This is a genomic window from Bradyrhizobium aeschynomenes, from assembly GCF_013178945.1.
Lineage (GTDB): Bacteria > Pseudomonadota > Alphaproteobacteria > Rhizobiales > Xanthobacteraceae > Bradyrhizobium > Bradyrhizobium aeschynomenes.
The window spans coordinates 83020-108987 of record NZ_JABFDM010000003.1; the positions used below are offsets into that span (position 1 = coordinate 83020).

15 protein-coding genes are annotated in these 25968 nt (G+C 66.4%); 8 read left to right on the forward strand and 7 right to left on the reverse strand.

Translation table 11 applies throughout. From position 1 onward, the window contains the following. Position 1: 1 nt before the first annotated feature. The gene (gene nosZ / locus HL666_RS09405; RefSeq protein ID WP_172132174.1) at positions 2-1921 is read right to left on the reverse strand and encodes a TAT-dependent nitrous-oxide reductase; all 1920 of its coding nucleotides are present in this window, start codon (positions 1919-1921) and stop codon (positions 2-4) included. A gap of 10 nt (positions 1922-1931) precedes the next feature. Then, positions 1932-4187 carry a NosR/NirI family protein gene (locus HL666_RS09410; protein ID WP_246741506.1) on the reverse strand — a complete coding sequence of 752 codons (2256 nt, stop codon included), beginning with the start codon at positions 4185-4187 and terminating at the stop codon, positions 1932-1934. Positions 4188-4437: 250 nt separating this feature from the next. Here HL666_RS09410 and HL666_RS09415 point away from each other — a divergent pair, with 250 nt between their 5' ends. Further along, a complete protein-coding gene (locus HL666_RS09415; protein ID WP_172132176.1) occupies positions 4438-5304 on the forward strand; it encodes a ferritin-like domain-containing protein in 867 nt (288 codons plus the stop codon). Between the two features lie 21 nt (positions 5305-5325). On the opposite strand, the gene HL666_RS09420 is transcribed toward HL666_RS09415, so the two are convergent. Together HL666_RS09420 and HL666_RS09425 are read right to left on the reverse strand one after the other, a co-directional pair. Next, positions 5326-8481, reverse strand: a complete 3156-nt coding sequence (locus tag HL666_RS09420) for an efflux RND transporter permease subunit (RefSeq protein ID WP_172181099.1) — start codon at positions 8479-8481, stop codon at positions 5326-5328. Beyond that, positions 8474-9478 (reverse strand): efflux RND transporter periplasmic adaptor subunit, encoded by a 1005-nt coding sequence (locus tag HL666_RS09425; RefSeq protein ID WP_172113150.1) that lies wholly within the window; start codon positions 9476-9478, stop codon positions 8474-8476. The genes HL666_RS09420 and HL666_RS09425 overlap by 8 nt, the downstream gene beginning before the upstream one ends. Before the next feature lie 661 nt (positions 9479-10139). Between HL666_RS09425 and HL666_RS09430 the strand changes: the two genes are divergently transcribed. The 7 genes from HL666_RS09430 to HL666_RS09460 all read left to right on the forward strand — a co-directional run bounded on the left by HL666_RS09430 (position 10140) and on the right by HL666_RS09460 (position 22400). Further along, positions 10140-15371, forward strand: coding sequence for an AAA family ATPase (locus tag HL666_RS09430; protein WP_172181101.1), 5232 nt, complete (start codon positions 10140-10142; stop codon positions 15369-15371). A gap of 39 nt (positions 15372-15410) precedes the next feature. Continuing rightward, on the forward strand, positions 15411-16889 hold the full coding sequence (locus HL666_RS09435) for a formylglycine-generating enzyme family protein (RefSeq protein WP_172181103.1): 1479 nt from the start codon (positions 15411-15413) through the stop codon (positions 16887-16889). Positions 16890-16898: 9 nt separating this feature from the next. Further along, positions 16899-17513: a DUF4399 domain-containing protein gene (locus HL666_RS09440; RefSeq protein WP_172113153.1), complete on the forward strand. Its 615-nt coding sequence runs from the start codon at positions 16899-16901 to the stop codon at positions 17511-17513. Between the two features lie 761 nt (positions 17514-18274). Further along, positions 18275-18553: a PepSY domain-containing protein gene (locus tag HL666_RS09445; protein WP_172113154.1), complete on the forward strand. Its 279-nt coding sequence runs from the start codon at positions 18275-18277 to the stop codon at positions 18551-18553. A gap of 10 nt (positions 18554-18563) precedes the next feature. Further along, on the forward strand, positions 18564-19358 hold the full coding sequence (locus HL666_RS09450; RefSeq protein ID WP_172181105.1) for a cytochrome b/b6 domain-containing protein: 795 nt from the start codon (positions 18564-18566) through the stop codon (positions 19356-19358). 621 nt (positions 19359-19979) lie between these two features. Next, positions 19980-20321: a cupredoxin domain-containing protein gene (locus HL666_RS09455; RefSeq protein ID WP_172113156.1), complete on the forward strand. Its 342-nt coding sequence runs from the start codon at positions 19980-19982 to the stop codon at positions 20319-20321. Between the two features lie 270 nt (positions 20322-20591). Then, a complete protein-coding gene (locus tag HL666_RS09460) occupies positions 20592-22400 on the forward strand; it encodes an outer membrane beta-barrel protein (protein WP_311975716.1) in 1809 nt (602 codons plus the stop codon). Between the two features lie 314 nt (positions 22401-22714). Here the strand turns inward: HL666_RS09460 and HL666_RS09465 are convergent, their stop codons facing one another. From HL666_RS09465 to exbB, 3 genes are read right to left on the reverse strand one after another with little or no spacing between them, the layout of a single operon-like run. Further along, on the reverse strand, positions 22715-23503 hold the full coding sequence (locus tag HL666_RS09465; RefSeq protein WP_172113157.1) for an energy transducer TonB: 789 nt from the start codon (positions 23501-23503) through the stop codon (positions 22715-22717). 26 nt (positions 23504-23529) lie between these two features. Next, complete coding sequence (exbD, locus tag HL666_RS09470) at positions 23530-23979, reverse strand: TonB system transport protein ExbD (protein WP_172113158.1); 450 nt, start codon at positions 23977-23979, stop codon at positions 23530-23532. A 4-nt stretch (positions 23980-23983) separates the two neighbouring features. Next, complete coding sequence (gene exbB / locus HL666_RS09475; RefSeq protein ID WP_172181107.1) at positions 23984-25339, reverse strand: tonB-system energizer ExbB; 1356 nt, start codon at positions 25337-25339, stop codon at positions 23984-23986. Positions 25340-25968 lie beyond the last annotated feature (629 nt).

Consider the following 25968-nt stretch of genomic DNA (forward strand, 5'->3'; position numbering starts at 1 on the left):
GTCAGGCGTTCCGCGGCGAGACCAGCATGCGGCCGCGCATTTCCATGTGCATGGCATGGCAGAACCACGTGCAGAAGTACCAGTAGACGCCGGGCTTGTCGGCGACGAACGTCACCGAGGAGGTCTGCTGCGGATCGATCTCCATGTTGACGCCGTAGTTGACGATGCAGAAGCCGTGCACGAGGTCCTCGACGTCGTCGATGTTGGTGACGTAGACCGTTACCTCGTCGCCCTGCTTGACCTCGAACTTCTCGAGCGCATAGGCGGGAGCGCTGGACCACATGTAGACTCGCACCTTGTTGCCGTCGCGGATCACCTTGCCGTCGCTCTCCAGCGAGACGCCGTCGGCCGCCGCCTGCTTGCGCGCGTCGGCGAAGAACGGGTCGTCGCGCTTCCAGATCGAGGTCACGCGTCCCTCGAGCTTGGAGCGATGCACGATCACGGCGTCATGCGGCTCGGCGAAGCTCGGGCCGTCATGCACCAGCTCCATCTTGTCGCCGGAGATGTCGATCAGCTGGTCGTTCTCCGGCTTGAGCGGGCCGACATTCAGGAAGCGGTCCTTGGAGAACTTGTTCAGCGACAGCAGCCATTTTCCGTCGGCTTCTCTGGTCTCGCCCATCGAGGCGTGGTTGTGCCCCGGCTGATAGTGGACGTCGAGCTTCTGGATGATGGGGTTGACCTTCTCGCCCTTGAAGGCGCGCTTGGCGAGGTCCAGACTCCATTTGCAGACCTGGCTGTCGAGAAACAGCGTGGTGTAGGCATTGCCGCGGCCGTCGAAGGCGGTGTGCAGCGGCCCCAGGCCGAGCTCCGGCTCGGCCACGACGACGTCGCGCGGCTTGATCTTGTCCTCGAACAGGCTGTCGATCAGGCGAACGTCCATGACGGTCACGGTCGGCGCGAGCTTGCCGTTGGCGACGACATGGATGCCGTCGGGCGCGGTGTTGAGGCCGTGGGGGCTGTTCGAGACCGGCACGTAACGGGTGTAGGGCGAGCCCTTGCGGCCGTCGATGACGGGAACGCCGTTCATCTCCTTGAAGTCGCCCTTCTTGACGGCCTCCTCGATGCGCTTGATGTTGAAGATCGTGACCCAGTCCTGCTCGCTTGCCGTCATCTCGGCCAGGGTGACGCCCTTCTCCGAGTTGTAGCAGGTCGAGAACGCATATTTGCCCTGGTAGTCGCAATCGGTGTTGTCGAGATTGCCGTCGACGATCACCTGCCAGGCGACCTTCATGGTGTCGCCGTCGACTGCCGAGAACATCGAGAAATATTTCGACTTGTCGTCGAGCACCTTGCCGTCGTTCGGCAGCGGCACCTCATATTCGCCGTTGCAGAACAGGTAGCCGGTGCGCGGGAATTTCTGCGGCCGCATGCCGTGGATGGTGTACTGGTTCGGCAGCTCGATGATCTTGTCGCATTTCATCACGTCGGTACGAATGCGGGCGAGGCGGGTGTTGGCCTTGTCGTTGATGAAGACGTAGCGGCCGTCATAGGTGCCGTTGGTGAAGGACATATGCGGATGGTGGCAATCGCCGTTCATCCAGATGCCGAGCCTGTCCTTGAGCCGCTCGCGCGTTTCCGGCAGCAGGCCCTCGGTCATGATCTTGCGGCTCTCGTTGGTCTGGCCCCAGCCGGTGGCGCTGCAGCGGTTGAAGACCGGAATGCGCATCAGCTCGCGCATCGAGGGCATGCCGACGATGCGGAGCTCGCCGGTCTGGCCGCTAGAGAAGAACACGTAATATTCGTCGAGCTGACCCGGCGCCACCTCGGCTTTGTTCTGCGCGGGGCGCGGCTGCGCCGCGGCGGGCGTGGTCTCGAGGCTCCTGCCGAGGCCGATGCTGCCGGCCACTCCCGCGGCGCCGAGCGCGGCGGTGCCGACGATCTGCCGGCGGCTGAGTTTGGTCTGGTCGTCGTCGTGCGCCATCGTCGTCTCCTTATGATGGGCGAGTGAGATCGGTTGAAGAGGCCGTGACGTTCAGCCGCTGGCCGGCATGGGTGATCAACGTCTTCGGGCCGGCCTTCGCGGCGCGCATCGTGGGCGATGACATCGCCTCGAACTTCTCGCGCTTGAGCCGGACCTGGATCATGTGCGGGCAGCGCTGGTCGTCGTAGTACAGCTCCTGGCAATGCATGCAGTAGATGCATTCATTGACGTTGATGTGCCCCTCGGGATGGATCGACTGCACCGGACATTCCTTGGCGCAGCGCTGGCAGGGCGAGCCGCATTCCTTCCAGCGTCGCAGCCATTCGAATGTGCGGATGCGCCCGGGAATGGCGAGCGCGGCGCCGAGAGGGCAGAGGTAGCGGCAGAAGAAGCGCTCGATGAACAGCCCGATGCCGAGCAGGGCGACGGCGTAGAGCACGAATGGCCAGCTGCGCGCGAACTTCAGGATGATCGCGGTCTTGAACGGCTCGATCTCCGCGACCTGCTCCGCCAGCGCAACCGAATACAGCGACAGGCCGAACAGGCCGAGGAAGATGATGTATTTGATCGGCCAGAGCCGCTCATGCAGGCCCCAGGGCACGGTGATCTGCGGCACATTCAGCCACTTCGCCAATGTGTTGGTCAGTTCCTGCAGGGCGCCGAACGGACAGAGCCAGCCGCAGAACGGCCCGCGGCCCCAGAACAGCAGCCCCGCCGCGGTGGCCGCCCACAGGATGAAGATCAGGGGCGCGGCGAGAAAGAACTCCCAATGAAAGCCGCTCAGCAGCGCGTTGGTGAAGGTGACGACGTTGACGACCGAGAGCTGCGCGTTGGCGTACCAGCCGAGCCACACCAGGACGAACAGCAGATAGGCGCGCCGGACCCAGGTGTAGAGTTGCGGACGGCGCACCAGCACGTTCTGGAAGAAGAAGATCCCGGTGAGGACGGCGAGCGCGAGGGCCGTGACGCCGATGTTGATGGTCTGCGTGCGCCAGATGCGCATCCACAGCGGCTCTTCCGTCTCGTCGGTCGATGCTGGCGTCGTCTCGGCCGGAGCGGGGGCAGCTGCAGGCGCCTTCGCTGCAGCGCGTGTCTCCCGCTTCAGATAGATGTCGGGCAGCGTGTAGTTGAGGTCGAAGGTGAGGAACGCCTTGTCGTGGCTGCCGGTGGCGCGCTGCACCAGCAGCTGCAACTGCCATGGCTCGGTCGGATCGAGCGTGAATTCGGGCGGCGTGACGAACAGGCCGATGTCGCGCAGGGCAGGGGCGCCGGCGGCCTCGAGCGCGCCGAGCCGCGTATGGTTCTTGTCGCGGAACCGCGTGCTCGCGCCTTCCTGCAGCACCTCGATGCGATCGAAGATGCCGCCGCGGACATAGGCCGATCCCTTGAACGAATAGGCGCCGTCACCCGCGACAATGATCGCCTGCTGGCCCGGTTGCAGCCGTGCCTTGAGCCGCTGATAGCCGTCGTCGCCGAGCAGGCTGCGGCCGATGGTCGGCACGCTGGCAAGCGCGGCATAGAGGTCGATGAAGGTGTCGTCCGAATTCCCCGGTTCGGGATTTTGTGCGGCCGCGGCATTGCCAGACCTCGCGAACGCCTCATTGACGTCGCCGATGCTGAGATGCAGCCGGCGCACCGAGCCGTCGCCGAGCAGGTTGGTCCAGTCGCGGATCTCGCTCTGCCCGGGATCGATCGTCTTGATCACGCTCGGCTGCGTGGCGGCTGCGGTTGCGATGCCCGCGCCGATGCGGCCGCTGCGGATCAGGCGGATCGCCGCGCGCACGATGCTGTCGTGCATGACGAGCACGGTGACCGTCGCGCCGGACACGATGTCGGCCTGCGGCGGATGCTCCGCGCCGTGTGCGATCGGCGTCATGTCCTTGCCGAGCAGGCCATTGAGCGCGGCAAGAATGCGCGGTTCGGGAATGCCGATCAGCACGATCGGCTCCTTGTGGTCGACCAGCTTCAATCCGGAGATGACGCCCTTTTGATCGATGCCGACCAGGATATGGATCGGCTTGCCTGAATAGCCGACGGCGTTGGCAAAATCGGAATTGAGATAGACGTAGCCCTTGAGCTGATCGCGACGATAGACCGCCGCGATCGGTGGGTCGCCCTGCGGCGCGCCGAAGCGGTCCGCGTCGGGGAAGAACTCGCCCGGCGTGAGCTTCGACAAATAGGTCGCGAGATCGCCGGCCGCATGCGCGGTGCGCGGCGCTGCGATCAGGCAGAGCGCGGCCATGACCGCCATGATGAGGACAGTCATGCGTCCTCGATTGGTGGCGACATCACTCGCAACCATGATCACCTCAAGCGGAATGGCCCGCCCCCGAGGGACGCGTATTCCTATCAGCACTGTGTTTGGGAAAGAGGGATCGTCGCCGTTGGCGACCCCCGAAGCAAAACGAGCCAACCTAAATTGACTCCTGAAGTTGCCAGATGTCTAGTGGGTCGCATTGGGACGAACGTTGCGCTGGATCAAACAGACCCGGACAAGCGCTTGAGGCCGATCCATCATGTTGTTGTCACGAACGCTCCTGCTCAACTCGGAACCGGCCGGGAACCTGCACTCGCTCGATGAGATGTTTGCGCTTGCGAATGCGATGGAACAGGAGGCGGCCGATCGCTACTCCGAGTTCGCCGAGGAGATGCAGCGTCAGGGTCGGCGCGACCTGGCGAAGGTGTTTGCTGATCTGGCTGCTGCAGAGCGCGAGCATGTCGACAGCGTCGTGAAATGGTCACACGCACGAACCGGACGAGCGCCGGATGCGTCGCTGGTGCGCTGGCAGCCGCCGGAGACCTTCGATCCCATCGCCGCCGCGGAGATCGAGCGCTCGCGCCTGATGACACCTTACCGCGCATTGTCGATGGCGGTGCGCAACGAAGAGCGGGCCTTCGCCTTCTGGTCCTATCTCGCGGCGTATAGCGACAGCGCCGAGGTCAAGACGGCGGCGGAGGCGATGGCGCGCGAGGAGCTCGGCCATGTCGCGACCTTGCGCAAGGAGCGGCGCCGCGCCTATCATCGTGAGACCGATGCCAGGCGTGCGTCGGCGGTGAGTCCCGGCGACACGGCGACAGCAGGCGAGCTCGAACATCGTCTTGCCGGGCTGCTCGGCGAGATGGCCGCGCCCCGCCGCGGTCCTCAAGGAGATCGCATGCGCGAGCTCGCGCAGGAAGCCGCGATGATGGCGAACGATATCGGCGACCTGATGCGCCTGCCTGCTGCGCTCCCGCAGGCAGATGCGCCTGTCATCGCGGAGGCGCTCGCGGACGCCTATCTCGATCAGGCAGAGCGCGCGGCGGAGCCCGGCCAGCTCGATCTGCTGCAGCGGCTCGCCGCGCAGGCGATCTCACGTCTGGCATGGTTGCGCTCGCTCGGCTGAGCAGAGAAGGCCGGCCGTCGATCAGGCGGAGTCTGCGACTCGCGTCGACGGCACACCGGCGACGAATCGGCCGAAGCGGAGCGCGAGCGTCGGCAGCACCAGCAGGTTCAGCGCCATCGAAGTCAGCAATCCGCCGAGGATGACGATGGCCATCGGGCCCTCGATCTCGCGGCCCGGCTCTCCGGCGCCGAGCGCGAGCGGCAGCAGGCCGAGGCCGGTCACCAGCGAGGTCATCAGGATCGGCACCAGGCGATCGGCGGCGCCGGCGATCGCCGTCTCCAGCCCCCAGCTTCGTCCTTCCTTGATGACCAGATGCTCGTAGTGCGAGATCATCAGGATCGAGTTGCGCAGCGCGATGCCGAACAGCGTGACGAAGCCGATCATCGATCCCAAGGACAGCACGCCTCCGGTCAATGCGACGGCGATGACGCCGCCGACGAAGGCGAAGGGCAGGTTGATCAGCACGAGCAGCAGGTTGCGCCAATGGCCGGTGACGAGGGACAGCAGCAGCACGATGCCGATCGTCGCCAGCAGCGAGTTCACCAGGAGGTCGCGCCGCGACTTGGCCTGGGCTTCGGCGGCGCCGGTGAACTCGACATGTGCGCCCGGCGGCAGCTCGACCTCCTTGGCGATCTTCCTCTTGGCCGCGGCGACGAAGGATTCGAGATCGCGCTCGGCCACGTTGGCGGTGACGGTCTGCACGCGCTGCCCGTTGCGGTGAAGCACGATGTATCGTCCCGCCGTGCCATAGACGTCGGCGACCTGCTTGAGAAGGATGTACGCCCCGCTCGATGTCCGGATCGGCATGTTGCCGATGGCCGTCGGACGGGCGCTCGCATTGGGATCGAGCTTGACGATGACGTTGAAGACGACGTTGCCCTCATAGGCCTGTCCGACCACGTCGCCCTGATAGGCGGTGCGGATCAGCTCCAGCACCTCCACCGCGTCGAGACCCCAGGACTGCAGGTCGGTCGGGCGCAGGGTCACGTTGACCTGCGGCATGCCGGGCGGTGATTGCTGCTGGATGTCGATCGCGCCCCGGACCTCGCCGAGCTCGCGCGCGATGTCGCGCGCCGCACGCTCGAGATCATCGAGATCGGGACCGTACACGTTGACGACGACGGCGGCATTGAAGCCGGACAGCGTCTCCTCGATGCGCTCCGTCAGGTAGGTCTTGATCGACAGATTGATGCCGGCAAAGTTGCCGAGCGCGGCGCGAATGTGCTGCTCGGCGCGCTCCTGCTCGCTGCCGGACAGGCCGGGCTTCAGATCGACCTCGATCTCGCTGGAATGCGTGCCCGCGGTATCGACGCCTGCCTCGGCGCGACCGGCATGCTGGGCCACGCTGCGTACCTCGGGTACGTCGCGCAAGGCGTCTGCGATCAGCGTGCCGAGGCGCAGCGATTCATCGAGCGAAGTCCCGGGAAGTGTCGAGACATGAAGGATCAGGTGCCCCTCCCGCAGGTCCGGCAGGAAGGTGCCGCCGAAAAACGGCATCAGGCCGGCGCCTGCAGCTGTGATGAACACGGCGACCGCCATGACCAGCTTGGGAAAGCGGCTGAGCCGACGTAGCAGGCGCTCGTAGTGGCGGCGCGACCAGCGTACCAGGGGCGGCTCGCCGGCCTCGCCGCGCCGCTTGCGGCCGGTCAGCAGCAGCATCGACAGCGCCGGCGTGACGGTCAACGCCACGACGAGCGAGGCCAGCACCGCCAGGATGTAGGCCATGCCGAGCGGACCGAACAGCCGGCCAGCGATTCCGGGCAGCGCGAGAATCGGCACGAACACCAGGAGCACCGCGAAGGTCGCGTAGGCGACGGCGCTGCGCACCTCCATCATGGCATCATAGACGACGCGCGCCTCGTTGCGCGGCGCAGCCAAGCTCCCGTTCTCGCGTAGCCGGCGCGCGACATTCTCGACGCCGATCACGGCGTCGTCGACCACCTCGCCGATCGCGATCGCGAGGCCGCCGAGGGTCATCGTATCCAGGCTCTGTCCCATCCAGTTCAGCGCCAGCACGGCCGAGAACAGCGACAGCGGGATGGCCGTGCAACTGATCACCGAGGTCCGCCAGTCGTAGAGGAACAGGAACAGCACGACGATGACGAGGGCCCCGCCGACCAGGAGCGCCAACAGCACGTTCTGGATCGCGGAGTCGATGAAGGTCGCGGGACGAAACAGGTCGGCATGCAGCCTGATCTTCTCGCTCTCCAGCGCCGGCCGCAGCTCCTGCAGGGCGGCCTCGACGCGCGCCGCGACGTTGCGCGTGTTGGCGCCGTATTGCTGACTGATCATCATCATGATGCCGGGCTGGCCGTTGATCAGCGCGCCGCCGATCGGCGGTTCGGGCGCGTTCACGATCGTGGCGACGTCCCCGAGCACGACGCTCGCGCCGCCCTGGTGCAGCAGCACGGTGCGGGCCAACTGCTCGGGCGTGAGCGATTGCCCCTGCGTCTGCAGGATCACGCGCTGATTGGCGGTGTCGACGAAGCCTGCGCCGCGGACGCCGGTGGCCTTGCGCGCCGCCGCCACGACGTCGTTCATGCCGACGCCGAAGCGGACCAGATCGTCGGAGCGCACCTGCACCTGGAGTGACCGGATATCCCGTCCGTAGGTCGTCACCTGCGCGACGCCCGTGACGGCGAGCAGGCGCCGCGCCACCGTCCAGTCGGCGACGGTGCGCAAATCCATCAGCGAGCGCTGCTCGGAGGTGAGGCCGATCGCCAGCACCGTGCCTGCCGCGGGCACCAGCGGGGTCATCGCGGGGGCTCGCACGCCCTGCGGCAATCCGCTGCTGACGACAGCGAGCCGCTCCGTCACCAGCTGCCGCGCCCGGTAGACGTCGGTGCCCGGCTGGAAGATGACGGAAACGACGGACAGGCCCTGGATCGACGATGAGCGCATGCTCTCGACGCCGGCGAGACCGTTGATCGCGGTTTCGATAGGCTGGGTGACCAGTACCTCGACCTGCTCCGGACTAAGGCCGGGCGCCTCGGTCTGGATCGACACCTGCGGCGGCGCAAATTCTGGAAAGACGGCATATTTGGCGCTGCCGAGCGCAAAGACGCCATGGCCGAGGATGGTGCAGGCAAGCGCCAGCATCATGCCGCGAAAGCGGATGGCGAACGAGATCAGCGCGGCCTGCGGCCCGGTCGCTGGCAAGCGAACGCCGTCAATCATCGTCGCCGCCGCCGCGCAGCTCGCTCTTGGCTTCCTCGGACAACAAGACCTGTGCGCCGCGGAGCACGATCTCGGAGCCCGGAGGAATGTCCTGCACGACGTAGTCGTCATCGGAGACCGGCTGGTCGGTGCGGATCGGATGCCGCTTGAAGGTCTCGGGGCCGGCGCGCAGATAGACCCAGGCGCGGCCCTGCCATTGCACGATCGCGGTGTCCTCGACGAACACGCCGGCGTAGGACTTGCCTGAGGGGACGTATGCCGTCGTGTTCATGCCCGGCAGCAGCCCGGTGTCGCCGCCCGCGATGAAGTAGTAGCTCAGGCCCTGGATGCGCGGGTCGGTGCGCGGGGCCGGCGACAGATAGCGCAGGTCGACGTTGGCCGTGCGGGTCGGCGCCTGCGCAAGCGCTGAGCGCGGCGGCCCGCCCAAGGTCACGCCCGGCGGCAGCGTGACCTGCACCAGCAGCTGCTCGCGTTCGATCAGCTGCACGACCTGCTTCGAGCGCTCGATGACCCCCTTCCCGATCACCGGGCCCCATTCCTGCCGCGCGGTCGCCATCAGCGTCTTCACCTGCGAGTCGGCGGCGGCGAGCGCGGCCTGCTCGGTGCGGAACGTGCCCTCCGCAGCTTCGGCATCCTTCTTCGGCATCGCTGCCGATTGCACGAGGTCGCGGGCGCGCTCGTAGGCAAGCCTGGCCACATCGAGCCTCGCCTGCGCCGTCTGCAACTGGGCCTGGGCGTTGGCGTAGTTGTTGGTGAGCTCGGTCAGCCTGGCGACGTCCAGAACCGTGCCGTAGGCGCGAAACTGCTCGGGGTGGGATTCCGCCGCGAGCACGGCCGTTTGCAGTCCGACCTGCTTTTGTTGCGTTGCGGAAAGCTTGATGGTGGCCGGCTCACGGCCCGCAGTTTCGGCCCACAGCGGCACGCTCCAGGCCCAACTGATCAACGTGAACAGGATCGCACCGCATGCGGCGACAGCTCTCATCGGATGCCAAACCATGCAGTGCCGGCCCGTCGATCGGGGATCGTCTGGACGACGTTATTGTCGTTGCAACAACAGCTACTTCAGCTTTTGAGGTGTTTCAAGCAGCGCCGTCCGCGGGCACGTATCCGACTGCGCTGCTCGCGCGGGGAGGACGTGGTGGGGCGATCCTTTGCAATCCGGCCGCATGCGCGGCACGTTCAGGGCAAGACATGGGCCGGAGCCTTGCCGCGGCGTGGAGATCGGGTGTCGAACGGGCGTCCGCATATTTCTTCTTGAGCGTTAGAAGTATTCTTAGACATGTTCTACCGTATTCGCGCGCGAGCGGCGCCGGGCGCGCGCCTCGCCTCGGCGGCTCGACGAAAAGCCGAGGACTAGCCGTCCCTTACGCACGCTTTTGATCATCGACTAATCCGGGACTTTTTCCCGATTCCCCCGCGAGACCGAGAACCGTCACATTCATCTACCTGTCGGGTCATTGATGTGACCTACCTTCGCCATACGCCTCCGCAACGAGTCGGATGTTCCATCGACGTTGCAGCGAGGAAAGCTTGTCCAGACTGATCCCACTCTCCGATCGCCCGGCGCGCCGTGATCACGGCCGGGGCCATCCTTGTCGGTCAGCCTCGCGCCGAGCCGGAGCCGGCGTTGCGGCCCAGCTGAGAGGGGGATCTGCACGATGAGCCATCCAGTGCACGTACGACCGAATGAGGCGAAGGCGCTCGACCGCACCGCGTCGATCGGATCCGATCATGGCATGAGGCTGCTCGGCGCTCTCGGGGCCTCCGCAGCGGAGAGCGAGGCGCCGCCGGTTGCCTGGGAGACGCACGCCGGCGAGGAGCTCGGCACGGGAGCGTCCACCGAGCCGCTGCAGGACGTCCTCGGCAGCCTGACCGAAATCATTCGCTCCAGCGGATCTCCTGGCGACCGGCAGCCGGATCATCCGTTCGCCGATGATCATGGCCTGTCGCTCGATCAGGAGGAGCTGCTGGGACTGCCGGGAGTCGTGCTGAACACGTTCGACGTCGACGGTCCGGTGTGGCTCGCCGTCGAGGCGCTTGCTGCGACCGAGCCGCCGGCCGTCGATGCCGATCTCGACGCCTGGGTCGAGCTGTCGTCCGATCCGGACCGGCGTCCATCGCCGCGCGAGAGCATTCAGATCACGGTCGACGAGATCGAGAAGAATCGCCTCACCTTTGCGCGCCATGCGCGACCCGAGGATTTCTCGCCAGCCAACACGCTCGGTGCGTGGACCGGACGGCTGCGCCTGGAGCTGCGCCCGGACCTCGTCCAGCGGATCGAGCGCTACGTCAATGGGGCCTGGACCGCCTGGGCCGACACCGAGCGCACCCGGCGTCGCACCATGGCGATCCATCAGCGGTTGCGCGACATGGCCGCGAGGTCCGGTGCCGATCGGGCCACGGAGATCAGCTGGGGCATCGCGCTGTCGTCGTGGCGGCATGGCGGGCGCGAATTCGAGGCTCCGCTGCTCGGGCGCTCGGTCGAGATCGAGATCATCGAACGTCCCGACCCCGAGGTCAGGGTGCGTCCGCGCTTCGCCGGCGCAACCGTCAATCTCAAGGCCCTCGATGCAGTCGCTCCCAACGCCGCGCTTGCCTTGCGCGACAAATCCGAGGGCCTGATCGATGCGCTGGAGGAGCGCGGCGAGCTGTCGCCGTTCATGCCAATCAGCCTCGACCAGATCCTGGACGCCGTAGGTGTGCACCTCGGCCATAGGCCGTCGCGGACTCCTGAAGGCGCGGAGGCCGCCGAAGCGGCGATCTCGAGCGGACGCTGGGTGATCTCGGTGCGGCAGCGGCCGGAAAGCCTCGCGCTCCGCGACATCGAATGCCTCAAGACTGCCATCGAGCATGCGCCGCAAAGCGAGTGCTGTCTGTCGACGGCGGTGAGCGCGCTGCTGACGCAGCCCGACGGACGAGCGCCCGCAGTCGCCCGCCGGCATCTCTCCAGCATCGTCGGGGGTCCGATCGACATTGCGCCTGCTCCGAAACCCGCGCCAGTCGAGCACGGCGATCTGTTCTTTCCCTTGCCGGCTGCCGAGGAGGACGCCGAGGTCGTGCGCGAGCTCACCCGGCTCGACGGCGTGGTGGTGCAGTCGGGCGCACGCGAGGATCGGATCGCGGCGGTCGTCAACGTGGTGTGTCACCATCTCGCGCTCGGTGCGCGCGTCCTCGTCGTGTCGAGGGACGAGACGGCGCTCTCTCTGCTGCACCAGCGACTGCCGTCCGGCATCCGCGAGCTGACCGTCAGCTCGACCGGCTCCGACAAGGATGTGCTGAGAAAAGCCGAAGCGTTGGCCGGCCGGCTGCAGTCGATCGTCGACACCACCAACCTGCGCGATCACGTCGGTCAGATCGGGCGGCTGGAGCGTGACATCATTTCGAAGCGGACGCAGATCGCCTCGCTCGACGATGAGATCGCCGACATCGTCAGGCGCAATCTGCGGCTCGCCGGCGGCTTGCCCGAGCTGCCATTCGAGTTGTTCGAGGGGCTGATCGGCGAGCACGATCTGCATCGCTGGTTCACCGATCGTCCGAAGCGGCTGCTCGCCGGCTCCGACCCGCTGGTCGTGGCGGTCGACAAGGCACGCGAGGCGCGGCTGCGCCTCGGAAAGCGTCTCGAGCACATCGACGACGACTTGCCGGAGGTCTCGGCGCTGCCGGATGCGGCAACGATCCTGCGCCTGCATGAGGAGCTGCGACAGCAGGCCGGCCCGGCTTCAGATGACGGCCGCGACGAGGATCTGGCGCTCGACGCGATCGCGACCTTCGGGCTCGATGCCACCAACCGTCTGGCGGCCGACCTCGACGCGCTGGTGGCCGGTCATCGCGCCATTGCGGACGAGCCCTGGCTGGCACGGCTGTCGCCGCTCGGAACCCCAAGAGCCGATGGTTCTGTCGGCCTCGACAAGGTCGTGGGCTGGGCGCGGGACGCTTCCTTCCAGCTGTCGCGGAGCACCGAATTTGCCAAGCGGCAGGTGCAGGCGCCGGTCGAGGCGTTCACGAGGCGCGACGCGATCCGCGTCGTCGAGCGGCTCGCGGCCGGCGAGAAGCCGTTCGCGCGGTTCTCGCCGTCGCGGCGGGGTCTCAAGGCTGCGGTCGATGCGATCACGCTGGACGGGGTTGCTCCGTCGACGCTGGCCGACTGGCAGTATATCGGGCGTTTCTTGCTGTGGCGCCATGAGCTGCATGGGCTCCGCTCGCGATGGACGTCGATTGCGACGAAGATCGACGCACCGGCGATCCAGCTCGAATCGGCGCGGGCGTTCGACGATATCGAGCGCATCGTCAAGGGCATCGAGGCGGCGATCGTGACTGCGGCGCTCGCGGTCCGCAACGTCATGGATGCCTGCCGCAAGCTGTCGATGCAGGACAGCGAGGTCAATGCGATGCTGGCCGACGTGCAGCGGCCGACCGCGTTCGGCGCGGCGATCCGGAGCATCATGAAGCGGGTCTCCGGGCCGCTGGTCGAGCTTGCGCATCTCGGAGAGTTGTTTGCCGGCGCGGGCGGGCTCGCTGCCGTCGTGCAGGCGGATGTGCTCTCGCGGGTTGGCGACGCCGAGGCGGACGCTCGCGAGCTCGAAGTCGGCTGGACCGCCATTCTGGCTTCGATCGACGAGATCCGCGCCGCGCGCGCGGACTACGAACTGATCAGGACGGCGTGCCGCCTGGCGATCGCCGCGGGCGCACCGAAGCTGGCAGATCGGCTGCGGGCGGTGCCGACGGCAAATGCCGACGAGGATGCAAAGCTCCCGGAATGGGTGACGGCCTGGAATTGGGCCGTGCTGATGCGGATCGAAAGTCCCGAGGAGCGACAGCTGCTGCACGATCTCGCCGCGCAGCGCCTGCGCCTGGAAAAGCGGTCACTTGCCCTGTTCGAAGTGGTGATCAGCGCCCGCATGTCGCTCGGCATCGCGCAGAACGCCAGTGGCGCGGTCAGGCAGTCGCTGAGGCGGTTCAGGGACACGATGCAGAAGATGGCCTCGGCGTGCTCCGGCCCGACCGCGCGGCGTCTTCGCTTCGCCGCGCGCAAATCTCTGGACGGCTGGCTCGAGGAGATTCCCTGCCATGTGATGCCTGCGTGGCGCGTCGCCGAGCTGCTTCCGGCGAGGATCGGCACCTTCGATCTGCTCGTCGTCGATCATGCGTCGCGCTCCGATCTGCGCGAGCTGACGGCCATGCTGCGCGCCCGCAAGGTTCTGGTCAGCGACGAACGCCGCGACGCGGTGCAGGCCGAGGCCGGCCGCAGCGATCGTCTCATCGGTCGCGAAACGAAGTCCCGGCGCGGCATTCCCTCCGCGCTGCGCCGGCTGCTGTTGCCCGATGCCTCGCTGCGCGATCTCGCCGAGATTCTGTTCCCGGATCGCATCATCGAGCTCCGCCCGCGTCCTGCTGCCGTCGATGCGGCCTCGGTCGCGGCTCCGCCGCGGCCGGTCACCGCCAGGCCAGCCGAAGCGCGGGTCCCCGAGCCGCCGCGGACGGCTCGCGGGCCTGCTCCGGTGCCGAAGCGGCAGGCGCCGCCGCGGCCGCTGAGCGCGACGCATACGCTGGAGGAGGAGATTGCCACCGTCGCCAAATATCTGTCGATGGCTCGCCGCTCCGGGGCCGACGACGCCATGGGCGCGGCCACAACAGGCGATCGTCCGGCGCTGCAACGATCGGCCGCCCGCACGGCTCCGCCGAAATCCGCGCCCGCGTCCGCGAGCAACGTCGCGATCAAGTCGTCGCCGGTCTCCTCGCCGGAGATCCGGGTGCTGCGCCGGCGGCCGCCGCGTGCGCCAGCTCCCGAAGCCGTCGCTCCGCCTGCACCGCCGGAGCTGCCGCCTGCCGTCGCAGCTCTCGATCAGGCCGTGCCCCGCGTCAGCCCCGTCGTCGAAGCGCCGACGGTGCTCGTCGACGAGCCGGTGCAGATGCCGCACCGTGATGTCGAAGAGAAGGTGGTGGCAGCAGTGATCGAGGTGCCGCCCACCAGCGCAGAGCCGGCCAGGCCGGCCGTTGTCGCTGCACCGCCGGCGCCTCCGGCCGTTGCGGCGGAGGAAATCAAGATCCATCCGTCACTGGTCGAGATGGCCTTCAAATCTGCAGAAGCCAGTGCGTTGCCGCGCCGGCGCCTGCCGAGCCGTCGCGTGATGGCCGTTGCCGCGGCCGGACTGCTCGCCATCGTCGGTGCGGCCGTGTCCTGGGAGCGCGCCTCCGAATGGGCTCAGGTCTCGCTGAGCGGCGCGACCGCGGCGTCGGCTCTGCCGAACGAGCAGGGCCCCCGCAAGGTCAACGCCGAGCGGATCATGCCGGACGGCCAGCCGGTGGTTGCCGCTGCCGCCGAGGAGCATGCCACGGTCGGCATGAGCGTGCCGGTCAGCACGCCGGCGAAGGCGTATCTCTACCATGAGGATCCGCAGGATCCGAAGGGCAAGCGCTTTGCCGGCAAGGTCATCTGGTCGATCGAGCAGAGCAAGGGACCGCGGCTCGATGCCTCGCCTTCGATCAAGGGCGAGATCGATATCGAGAACGGTACGAAGGTCACGGTCTCGCTGCGGCGGAATGCCGAGCTGGAGCTGCCAGCGAGCCATGTCATGGAGCTGAGATTCGATTGGGCCGATCAGGCCGTGACCGGTCTGACCAGCATGAGAGGCATCGGGCTGAAGGGCGAGGAGGCCGAGCGCGGCACGGCGCTGGTCACCCAGACCGCCAAAGTGACGCCGAAATACTTCATGGTCGCATTGTCCGCCAACGACGTGGATGCGAAGCGCAACCTCATGCTGCTGAAGGGCAAGCAGTGGTTCGACATCCCGATCGTCTACGAGGGCGGCAGCCGGGCGCTGCTGTCGATCGAGAAGGGCACCGAGGGCGACCGGGTCTTCAAGGACGCCTTCGCCAGCTGGGGTCAGTAATCGGCAGAGGGCTTGGCAGCGTCAGCAGACGAGGACGGCATGAGCGAAGGTTCAGCGTTGCAATGGCTGCGAGCACCCAGGCTCGCCGAGGATACCTTGCCCGAGGGGACGCGTGCGGTCGCCTGCCGGCGTTGCGGACGCACGGTGGAGGTCTCGCTCAGTCCGATGCGCCCGCCGAGCTTCGTTCGCGTCGAGGACCAGGTCGAGTGCCCCGAGGTGCAGGAGCGCTGGACGGGGACGAGCGAAGGCGGGCTGCTGCTGATGATGTGCGGCGCGCTCGAGCAGTCGCTCGAGCCCGACTGGGAGACGGGAGATGCCGATGCCGGGGCCGCGCATGAGCCGCACTCGATCGTGCCGCCGGCGCGTCCGCGCGCGCTGCCCGAGCCGGCGGTCGTGTTCTCGGACAGGTGGGACGAGGATCGTCACGACGATGATCATGAGAGCACCGAACCGAAGGGGTGGCTGCGCACGCTGCTTGCCAGATCCGAGGGACTTCGGAAGGGGCTGGTCCGCGCCACCATCGGCGTCCTGATCCTGGGAATCGTCTTTCTCGTCGGCGTGCTGCTGCCGCTGCGCGAGATCAAGCAGCTGATCCACTCGCCGCCGGCCATGACCGGATCCTCCGGACCGCAGCGCGAGGCGCTCTCCGCCGCACCGCCGCAGTCGCCGCGCCGCATTCTGCTGGAGACGACGTCCGCGCCCTCGGAAGCTGCTCAGCTCGGCCTGCGCTCGCCGCCAAGCTCCTTCGTCCTGCCGCGTCAGGCCACGGCCACGGAGCGTGCGCCGCCATCGTCCGCCGAAACCGCGGCTGCGGCGGCAGCCGAACCCGAGCCGAAGCTGCGCGTGCCTGATCTGGTCGCGGTCGCCGGGGGTAGCTTCGCAATGGGCGGCGACGACGATTCCGAGCAGCCTTCGCATCAGGTCAGCATCCGGCCGTTTGCGCTCGGCAAGCATCCCGTGTCGGTCGGCGAGTGGAAGAGTTGCGTGGCGGCGGCTAGCTGCCCCGACATCGCCTCGGGGCCCGACGACCGTCCGGTCACCAATGTGAGCTATGACGACACTCAGGCCTATCTCGCCTGGCTGTCCAGGGCGACGGGCAAGACATTCCGCCTGCCGACCGAAGCCGAATGGGAATATGCCGCGCGCGCCGGCCAGCGCACCCGATATTGGTGGGGCGACCGTCTGCGTCCGGGCATGGCGAATTGCAGAGGCTGCAACGGCAGCAGCGATGCGGAGCAGGATCAACCGCCGAAGATCGGCAGCACGCCGGCCAATCCGTTCGGCCTGTTCGACATGGGCGGCGGCGTCGGCCAATGGGTCGCCGACAATTGGCACAAGAACTACAAGGGTGCCCCTTCCGACGGATCGGCCTGGCTCGAGGAGGGCAGCTACGCCCGCGTGATCCGCTCCGGGTCGTGGAAGAACGGTCCGGCCGATGCGCGGGCAGGAAGCCGCGATCGCTATGACGGCCGCATCAGGCATCCGACTCTGGGCTTCCGCGTCGCGTCGTCGTCATAGGGGATCTGAATGTTGCGGACCATGTCTCGACGATCTCGTCTCATCCTGATCATGTCGCTCGCGCTTGCACCGACGCTGCTGTCGGCCAAGGGCACGAAGTCGCCGAAGGATGCCCGCGTCTACTTCATCTCGCCGGCGGACGGCGAGACCGTCGGCGGAGCGTTCGTCGTCCGCTTCGGGTTGCGCAACATGGGTGTCACCCATGCGGGCGACGATTTCGCCGGCAGCGGCCATCATCATCTTCTGGTCGACGTCGACGAGACGATGCAGGCCGGTGAGACGATTCCGCGCGACAAGAAGCACATCCACTATGCCGCCGGCGAGACCGAGGCGCGGATCGAATTGTCTCCTGGCAAGCATACCCTGCAGCTGGTGATGGGCGATACCAAGCATCTCAATTTCGATCCTCCCGTCGTCTCCGAGAAGATCATGATCACCGTCGGCAAGCCGAGCGGCTCGGAGGAACAGGCGCGCGCGACCAGGCCCGTCAACGAGCGGCGCAGGATCCTGGAGCGGGCCGCGGCTCCCGAGCCGCTGCAGCTGCAGCCAGCGGTGACGCCGGAGATGACGAAGTCGCCGGAGAGCTCGGACTTCATCAGCCGCGTCCTATCCGGATCGCGCTGACGGCCCTCTCTTCGCGGAGCTCATCGTGTGTGCCGCGCGCCGCCGTGAGGCGGCGAAGCGGGCGCCGGTCGCGCGTCTCTCATTCTCATGCACCATTGTAGCGGCGCGCGCCGGCCGATAGCGTCGAAGCAATTCCGCCGCATTCAGCGGCATCGATTGCAGCTGAGATCAGGCCGTCTGCGACATTCGGGGGAGAGACGCCGTCCGTACGAATGTGCGTCTGGCGGCGCGCGGCCGCGTGCGCCAGCCGTCAGCGTCGTCAATCGCGTCGCCAACATCGATCCGATGCGCCATGGACGACCCGCGCCGAAATTTTTTCTGAGGCCTAAGGTCGCAGTCTGCGGCTCGCCGCTCCTTTGTCGCCTCATCCTCGTCACAGCCCCAATCGGGCAGGAGTGTGATTCCGAACGCACCGGCCGCAACGCCTCCAGCGCGAGTGGAACATGATCATCGCGTCGCGGGGCTGATAGGTGCTTGCGAATCAATATCAGTTGCAATGTCCGGGAACCGCACACGTCCTACACCGTCAGAAAAGATCCGCGATCCGCCGACATCGTTCGATCTCAACTTGAACGCAGCTAAGTCCGCGCGCCAGCCACAATGCGGCTGCATGCGGAACGAGTTGCGGCGCGCGTGCGCAATGAGGGCCGGCGGCGGCCGCCGACGACGTCCAAGTTTCGTTGAAATCTCCCTCCCTTTGTAGGGAGCGCATCGAGCGCTGGAGGCGCCCGGTGGCGCAGTCTTGGAGGAGGATTTAGATAATGAAGGTCATCAAGATAATGGTCGTTGCACTCGCGGCGGGTCTCGCGTCCGGCTCTGCTGCACTCGCCGACGGCTACAAGGATTGCACCAAGCTCGACAAGGCGTCGTGGAAGACGGTGGCCGAAGCCGAGGCCAAGGCGAAGGCCGCCGGCTATGAGGTCCGCCAGACCAAGATCGAGGGTACCTGCTACGAGGTCTACGGCGTCAAGGGCGGCAAGCTGTTCGAGCTGTTCTACAGCCCTGAGAACCTCGCGCTGAAGCATACGGTCGCGAAGTGATCTGACGATCATGCGTGACGCAGGACAGGCACACCGCAGCGTCATGTCCGAGACGCCGGCGCTCCCACGTTCGGACACCGTCGCCGTCTGGGACTTTCCGCTACGCGTCTGGCACTGGGCCCTCGCCGGCTTCGTGCTCGTCGCCTGCGTCACGCCCAACACGTTCGATCGGCTGCATCGGGTGGCGGGCTACGCCGTGATTGGGCTGCTCGCCTTCAGGCTGATCTGGGGGCTGATCGGCAGCCGCCACTCGCTGTTCGCACGGATCAGTCTCAAGCTGAGGGCCGCGCCGCAATACATCCTCGGCATGCTGCGCGGAGAGACCGGACGATATCTCGGACTGAATCCGGCCGGGGCCGCGATGCTCGTCGTGATGCTTGCTCTCCTGATCGTCTCGACGATCAGCGGCGTCATGCAGGTCTCGGTGCGGTTCTTCGGCGTCGGATGGATCGAGCAGGCGCATGCGCTGTCGTCCAATGCCATCATCGCCCTGATCGCGGTGCACGTGATCGGGACGCTGTGGATGAGCGTGCTGCAGCGGGAGAACCTGGCCCGCGCGATGCTCACGGGGCGCAAGCGGGTGCCTGGAATCATACGCACGGCACCGGCCGCAGCGCGCGCGGTCGTCAGCGCGAGAACGAGGTCCCAGCCCGAGCCGGCGGCCGGCGACGAGAACATCTCGGTCGTACCGGATCTTCCGCCGCTGCGTCCGAGCTCGCCGGTCGCTGCAGCAAAGCCGGCCGGTCCGGCGCGAATGCCGCGGTCTTTGAGCATTCACGACAAACGACTCGGAGTGGGCAGGTAAGGCGGGGCGCATCGCTCGTGTGTGCTCATGGTTATGAGAGTGGAGCCGCGAGCCGCTTCGATCGGCCTCCGCCAAGATGAGATCATCACGTCCACGACGGTCAGCGGTGCGGAGAGCGGACGTTCGCCGGGCTGAGCACGACCACGCGCGTGAGTGCAGATGCGCGGCGTGGACAGCTGCCGTCGGCCGTGGATGACGAAGTATGCGGTCAAGTTGTTGCCCCGAACCCGCCGCGTTTGGCGTCTCGTCGGTGCCGTCGCAAGGCCACGCACGCAAGCCGTGATCTGTCGCCGTGTTTCATATCAGCACAGCTGCAACGCGAACGAATCCGTTTGAAGCGGTGACACCGATTCGCTCGGAAAATTCCGCTCATTTCCGTGTTTTTCGATGGTCGCAACGTGTGCCGCGCGATGGCGCGCGATCTCTTCACCACGCATCGTGGAGACGAGACTAACAAATACGCGCGCTTTGTCGCACACAGCGAGTTTGTCAAATTTCGACACGGCAAATTGCCGCATTCGGAACTTTAAAGTCGTTCTACGAGGCGTTGGAGACCCGTCGAGAACGACGGGTGGGGAAAGCATCCGACGCGCGGGTGAATTCGGGACAAGGACATACATCATGAAGCTGTTTGGGAAGGTACAGGCTGCAGGAGCCGTCGCGCTGTTGATGATGGCGTTCGCGCTTCCGGCCAGTGCGGCCGAGACCACGATCGAGATCTCGGTGAAGGACAACAAGTTTCAACCGGCCGAGCTGAAGGCGCCGGCCGACACGCCGATCGTGTTCAAGGTTAAGAATCTGGATGGCGCGCCGGTCGAGTTCGAGAGCGAGCCCTTGCAGTTCGAAACGGTGATCAAGCCGAATATGGAGGGCGTGGTGAAGATCAAGGCGCAGAAGCCGGGTCGCTACGAATTCTTCGACGACTTCCACCAGGGCAACAAGGGCATCCTGGTCGTCGAGTAGCCGAACTGCGGCCGGATGCCCGTCGTGTCTCGACCGATCCTGACGCGACAGCTTCCGGCGCGCTTGTTCTGCGTTGCCTGGCGTCAGACGGCGTGCGGATCGGGCGTGCGGAATTCAACCGAAGGCGGTTTGCGCGTGCAGGCCGCGGTCCTCTCGACGCTGGCCGGTGGTGATCCGTCGCGGGGGACAGAGCCTGACGGGAGATTTGCCTTTTTGGGACGGGCAGCACGAGTGACGATCGAGTCCAGACGCCGCAACGGAAATGGCCTCGTGCCGCGTCCGGACGGCGCGGTTGCGATCACCGCGCTGCTCGTGCTGCTGATCGACGCTGCCCCCAGCTATGGTCAGACCGCAATTCAGGGCACCCAGGCCAGGGCCTATGCGGATCCGGGAGCGTTCGACGGCGGTCCCGTCGTGGTGGTGCCCAATCGCAAGCGGCAGCCCGCCAGGCCTGCGAACGGCAATGGTCCCCTGGTCATTCCGCAAATGATCGTTGCTCCCGGCGGCAACGAGCCGGAGCCGAAGGCTGCGGCCACGCAGCCGGAGGAGCGTCCGCAGGCGCGGCCGAAATCGCCGATCGATCCTGGCGCCGGCGCGCTTCCCCAGGCTGCCCGTCGCGAGCCCGCGCCACGCCTGGCTCCTGTCCGCAACGGCTTCTTCGGCGCGCCGTCCGCCGGTCTCCTCGTCGGTGGCTGTCTGTCGACGCCCGGCCGGTTGTCGACGACGAACGTTCCTAATCGTTGTCTCGACGCGCTCGCCTTCGCCGTCAGTCCGCCGCCTGCGACCCGCGGCGTGCTGCCGCGCAATCTGCCGCCGATTCCGCGGCAGGATGCGCAGCCGATTCCGCCCGTTCTCGCCGACAAGCCGAAGATGCGGCTGCCGCCGGTAAACAGGGGACAGAAGCCGCAGGAGCCGCAGCCTCAGGTGCCGCCGATGATGGAGGAGGACCCTTTCGAGCCCAAGGGCATCACCGTGGGAAACTTCATCCTGAAGCCTGCGTTCGAAATGTCCTCAGGCTTCGACACCAATCCCGGACGTGTGCCGCAAGGCAAGGGATCGGCGTTCGTCAGCGTTGCACCGGTTCTCCTCGTGCGCTCTCAGTTCGAACGGCATCTGCTCAACGCCGATGTGCGCGTCGGCTACATCGACTATGCCAAGCTCCGGCAACTCTCGAGGCCCACCGTCGACGCCAAGGTGAATGGGCGCTACGACATCACCGATACGTTTGCGCTCAATGGCGAAGGCCACGTTGCCGTCGATGCTGATGATCCCGGCACGCCGCGCTTCGCCGGCCGGTTCGCCAGGATTCCGCTGGCCTCGACCGTCGGCGGCTCGGCCGGCGTCACCAAACGGTTCGAGGAGGTCGAGGTCTCGACCAAGGCGGCCATCGACCGCGTGGCGTTTCAGAATGCGCCGCTCATCGACGGCCAGATCGTCAGCAACGCGGACCGCAACTTCGTCCAATACGGCTCTCAGAGCCGTATCATCTACAATCTGACGCCGGAGATCCGGCCTTTCGTCGACGTCGCCGTCGATCGCCGCGTTCACGACATCGCCGTCGATGCCGAAGGCCTCCGGCGCGACTCGACCGGCACGGCCGTCGAGGCAGGCGTGACCTTCAACTACGCCGACAAGCTGACAGGTGACGTCGCCGTCGGCTATCTCACCCGCCGCTACCAGGATCCGATGCTGAAGCCGGTCAACGGCTTCATTGCCGATGCCAATCTCACCTGGCAGTTCGCCAAGGAGACGGCGGTCCAGTTCGGCGCCAAGTCGCAGGTCGTCGAGATCACCGAGCCCGGTATCTCCGGCGTGCTCAAGCGTGACGTCACCGTCGGTGTCGAGCACCAGTTCGAGCCGTGGCTCGTCGGCACCTTCCTGGCCGGATATGGCCAGGATGCTTTCACGGGAACGACGCGGGTCGACAACCGCTATCTCGTCGAGGTCGGCATGCTCTACAAGTTCTCCCGCCTGCTGCAGCTCCGCGCCAGCGTCCGGCATGAAGCGACCCGGTCCAACTTCCGTGAAAACGATCTGTCGGCGACCGTCGTTCAAGTCGGCGCCCGGGTGCAGTACTAAAGACGAGCGTTTCCCCAACTGGCAATCCCGTGGCGTTGGGACCGAGCTCTCACCGTCTCAAGCACCGTCATGCCTCGCGAAGCGGGGCATCCAGCGTCACGGCGTACTGGATCGTCCGCCTGCGGACGATGACAGCGAGGGTCTCGAATCAGGTGAACACGGCAGCGATCTGGTAACGAATATGTCCTGCCCTGCGGATCCTTCCAGAAGGAGATGTCTCGCACTGACTCGTCATGGCTGGCCGGACGCAGAAGGCAGCGCTCGCGGGATCGCGAGCGCTGCCGGATCGGCAGATTGCGCTAAAGCACGCGCGACTACTTCTTCTGGTTGAAGTTCACGTCGAGGCTGAAGCTGAACTGATCGTCGGTCAGACCGGAGGGCGGCGCCGGCACCGGATCGGAGCGACGGATCATCGACAGCGCCGCGTCGTCGAACATCGGGTCTCCGCACGACTGCATCACGGACGCCGACATGACCTTGCCGGCCCGGCTCAGCACCAGGGCGACCTTGACCGTGCCGTTGTGCTTCTTTCCTTCCGGATAGCGCTTGTGGAGCTCGAAATAGGCGCTGATCTTGCGGCCCCAATTGTCGGTCAGCCTCTGCTTGTCCTTGCCGAGGCCGACATTGGGCGCCTTGGCCGTCTCGGCGGGCGGCGCGGCTTCGTCCAGGGCCTTGCGCGCCGATTCCTGCTGCGCAGCGGACGCGACCGAGGCCTCTGCCTGCTGGGCCGCCTGCTGCTGCTCCTCCTTCTCGGGCTTCTTCGGCTCGTTCATGGTGACGACCCGATCGGCCTCGTCCTCGCTCTCGGTCGGCTTGTCCTTGACGGCGTCGGCCTCCTGGACCTCGGCGGTCTGCTGCATCTGCTCGGGCGCCGCTTCGGCCGCATCGCTGTCGGGGCCGGGAGGAAGATCGTTGTCCTCCACCTGGGGCGAGGCCATCTCGAGTGCGAACTCGGCGCCGGCGGCGCCGAGGCCGCCTTCGGCATCATTGCCGCTGAGATGAACCACTGCGAGCGCGGCTCCGCCACCGTGCAACATCACCGCCCCGATCGCGGCTGAGATCCACAAGCGGCGGGTCGCTCCTTGATACTTGTGCTCGACCATTCTTCACTTCCGTCGTTTCACTGGTTTCAATGCGCAGCCTGTGCGGCCGCCTGTGAGACGCCTTCGACCGTGACGAGCTTGATCTTCGGATAGCCGCCTGTCCGCAGCAGCTCCATCACGTCCATCAGCTCGCCATAGGCCACGCCCCGGTCGGCACGCAGAAAGACGAACTTGTCCTTGGCGGCCTCGGGAATGTGCTCGAGCGTGCTGACGAGGTTCGCTCGTTTCACCTGCTCCTCGCCGACGAACAGCGTGAGATCCGGCTTGATGCTGACATAGATCGGCTTGTCCGGCTTCTTCTGGGGCGAGGCGGTCGAGGTCGGAAGATCGACCGGCACGTCGACCGTCGAGAGCGGTGCCGCCACCATGAAGATGATCAGCAGCACCAGGATGACATCGATGAACGGCGTGACGTTGATGTCGCTGGACTCACCGAGATCGTCGTCGCCATCGGCTTCCGAGAGGGAGACGGCCATGGGCTTACTCCGCTGCCAGCGCCATCGGAGGCGCAGAGTGGACGTGGATCGGCTCGAAGCTGCGGCCGTGCGGGGTGTGGTGGCTCTGGCCGCGATCGAGATCGCGTGACAACATGCGGGCAGTGGCGCCGGAGGAACGGTTCACCAGCTCCATGTATCCCTTGGTCACGCGGGTGAAGTGATTGTAGATGATCACGGCGGGAATCGCGGCGACGAGGCCGATCGCGGTGGCGAGCAGCGCCTCGGCGATGCCCGGTGCCACGACGGCGAGGTTCGTGGTCTGCGACTTCGAGATGCCGATGAAGCTGTTCATGATGCCCCAGACCGTGCCGAACAGGCCGACGAAGGGCGAGATCGAGCCGATCGTGGCGAGCAGGCCCATGCCGGTGCGGCAACGTCGGCCTTCGGCGCGCACGATCTCGGCGAAGCTCGACGCAGCGCGCTCGTTGACGCCATGCGGCGGCAGCTCGGACGACATCCGGATCTCGTGCATGGCCGCATCGATCAGCGTCGTCAGCACGCTCTGGCGCGAACCGAGAGCCAGCTTGGCTTCCGACAGCCAGCGCACATCGTCCACCTTGCGCAGTGCGCCGGTCAGCCGCCGGCGCAGCATGCCGAACTCGATGGTCTTGGCGATCAGCACGGTCCAGGTCGCAAGCGACGCGAGAGCAAGGCCCATCATCACCGACTTCACCAGGATGTCGGCAGCGAGGAACATCGACCACGGCGACAGATCGTGCGGCACGTGAGAGGCCGCCTGTGCGCCGCCTGGTGAAGCGGACTGGGCCGGCTTCTCTGCCGGATCCTTCGCCTTGTCGGCCGCGGCTGCATCAGTGACGGCTTCGGTTGCGGTCGGCGCTGGCGTTTCGCTGGCGGCCGTGCTCGGCGCCTGGCCCGTGGTCATGGCCGGTGGCGTCGTTGCAGCTGCTGCCGGTGCAGGCTGCGACGTCGCGCCTGTCGCGGCCGCTGCATTGGCCGCCGGCGATGGCGGAGTGGCCGCGGGGGCAGCGGCCGCAGTCTGCGGTGCGGCCGTGGTCTGGGCCACGGACCCGGCCTGTCCGGTGGTCATCGGCTTTGGCGCCGCGCTCTGGGCTGGAGCCGCATGTTGTGAGGCCGCCGGTGCAGCCGTCGCGGCGGCGGCATTGACGGGCGCGGCCGCTGGAGCCGGCGTGGTGGTCGCTGCAGTCGGAGTCTGCGCCGCTTTCGTTGCGGCTGCGCTCGCGGGAGTCGTCGCTGTGGTCTGCGGCGCAGTAGCAGCCTGGCCAGGTCTCGGCGAGGTGGCCGGCTGCTCGGCGTGCGCCATGGCGCCGACCGAAACGGCTGCGATCACCGCTCCTACATGAAGAACGATCCTGAACATGTTGCTGCACACCCCTTAGTAGTTAACTTACCTGTAATGTTTCTAGTCGTAACCGGGCTGTTTTGAGACGAGGCGTTGACTCAAACCGGGAACATCAATGTCGGCAATCAAGCTCATGAGTGCGATGCCGTACGTAAAACCGAATCATGCGAGCTGCGCATGGTCTCTCGGATTCGCCGTTCACGTCCTAACTGCCTGAAAGTCCTGAGGTGAAACGACGCAGTGCGCGCCGCGCGCCGCCGATGCGGCCATCCGTCATGCAATTGCCGCCGTTCCGACTTCCATCAATTCTAATTAGCGGGCGCCGCCTCGCGACCGGGCTCGACCTTGCGCAGGTCGCATCACGCGTCGTCTCGATCAGGGATGTCGCCTGAGCACGACTGAGATTCGATGAGATGCGAATCAGCACGCGATACGTTGGTCGTTCTCCAGGATTATCGTCTCCGCCTGCATTCACAGAGGTTCGCGAAGCGCACGCCTTGCGGACGATGTTCAATGGAGGCAAATCGCCGAGCGGCCGGGTCGCATCTCGTGAAACCCGGCTCACGGGTGGCCGACATCAGCCGGCGATCCAGGGCGATAGCTCGATGATGGAGCGCACGGGAAAAACAGGAACCGGGAAGCTCTGG

What these genes read in the sequence shown, in the direction of transcription:
- nosZ (WP_172132174.1), bottom strand. Translation starts at nt 1,921, where the DNA reads ATGGCGCACGACGACGACCAGACCAAACTCAGCCGCCGGCAGATCGTC.
- HL666_RS09410 (WP_246741506.1), bottom strand. Translation starts at nt 4,187, where the DNA reads ATGACTGTCCTCATCATGGCGGTCATGGCCGCGCTCTGCCTGATCGCA.
- HL666_RS09415 (WP_172132176.1), top strand. Translation starts at nt 4,438, where the DNA reads ATGTTGTTGTCACGAACGCTCCTGCTCAACTCGGAACCGGCCGGGAAC.
- HL666_RS09420 (WP_172181099.1), bottom strand. Translation starts at nt 8,481, where the DNA reads ATGATTGACGGCGTTCGCTTGCCAGCGACCGGGCCGCAGGCCGCGCTG.
- HL666_RS09425 (WP_172113150.1), bottom strand. Translation starts at nt 9,478, where the DNA reads ATGGTTTGGCATCCGATGAGAGCTGTCGCCGCATGCGGTGCGATCCTG.
- HL666_RS09430 (WP_172181101.1), top strand. Translation starts at nt 10,140, where the DNA reads ATGAGCCATCCAGTGCACGTACGACCGAATGAGGCGAAGGCGCTCGAC.
- HL666_RS09435 (WP_172181103.1), top strand. Translation starts at nt 15,411, where the DNA reads ATGAGCGAAGGTTCAGCGTTGCAATGGCTGCGAGCACCCAGGCTCGCC.
- HL666_RS09440 (WP_172113153.1), top strand. Translation starts at nt 16,899, where the DNA reads ATGTTGCGGACCATGTCTCGACGATCTCGTCTCATCCTGATCATGTCG.
- HL666_RS09445 (WP_172113154.1), top strand. Translation starts at nt 18,275, where the DNA reads ATGAAGGTCATCAAGATAATGGTCGTTGCACTCGCGGCGGGTCTCGCG.
- HL666_RS09450 (WP_172181105.1), top strand. Translation starts at nt 18,564, where the DNA reads ATGCGTGACGCAGGACAGGCACACCGCAGCGTCATGTCCGAGACGCCG.
- HL666_RS09455 (WP_172113156.1), top strand. Translation starts at nt 19,980, where the DNA reads ATGAAGCTGTTTGGGAAGGTACAGGCTGCAGGAGCCGTCGCGCTGTTG.
- HL666_RS09465 (WP_172113157.1), bottom strand. Translation starts at nt 23,503, where the DNA reads ATGGTCGAGCACAAGTATCAAGGAGCGACCCGCCGCTTGTGGATCTCA.
- exbD (WP_172113158.1), bottom strand. Translation starts at nt 23,979, where the DNA reads ATGGCCGTCTCCCTCTCGGAAGCCGATGGCGACGACGATCTCGGTGAG.
- exbB (WP_172181107.1), bottom strand. Translation starts at nt 25,339, where the DNA reads ATGTTCAGGATCGTTCTTCATGTAGGAGCGGTGATCGCAGCCGTTTCG.